Genomic DNA, 538 nt, shown 5'->3' on the forward strand with positions numbered 1-538 from the left:
CCTACGGGAGGCAGCAGTGGGGAATCTTCCGCAATGGACGAAAGTCTGACGGAGCAACGCCGCGTGAGTGAAGACGGCCTTCGGGTTGTAAAGCTCTGTTATACGGGACGAACGGGCGGGATGCTAATACCATCCTGTTGTGACGGTACCGTAAGAGAAAGCCACGGCTAACTACGTGCCAGCAGCCGCGGTAATACGTAGGTGGCAAGCGTTGTCCGGAATTATTGGGCGTAAAGGGTGCGCAGGCGGTCTCTTAAGTCTGTCTTAAAAGTGCGGGGCTCAACCCCGTGAGGGGACGGAAACTGGGAGACTGGAGTATCGGAGAGGAAAGCAGAATTCCTAGTGTAGCGGTGAAATGCGTAGATATTAGGAGTAACACCAGTGGCGAAGGCGGCTTTCTGGACTGAAACTGACACTGAGGCACGAAAGCGTGGGTAGCAAACAGGATTAGATACCCTGGTAGTCCACGCCGTAAACGATGAGCACCAGGTGTCGGACTCGAGAGAGTTCGGTGCCGAAGCTAACGCATTAAGTGCTC

Annotated in this window: 1 rRNA gene (running past one end of the window); it reads left to right on the forward strand. The window is 54.6% G+C overall.

From position 1 onward, the window contains the following. Nucleotides 1–538 (forward strand): 16S ribosomal RNA (locus B4H10_RS09915) (its annotated part extends 428 nt beyond the left edge of the window); the annotation flags it as partial.

This window comes from Megasphaera sp. UBA4382 (genome assembly GCF_002391155.1).
Lineage (GTDB): Bacteria > Bacillota > Negativicutes > Veillonellales > Megasphaeraceae > Megasphaera > Megasphaera hexanoica.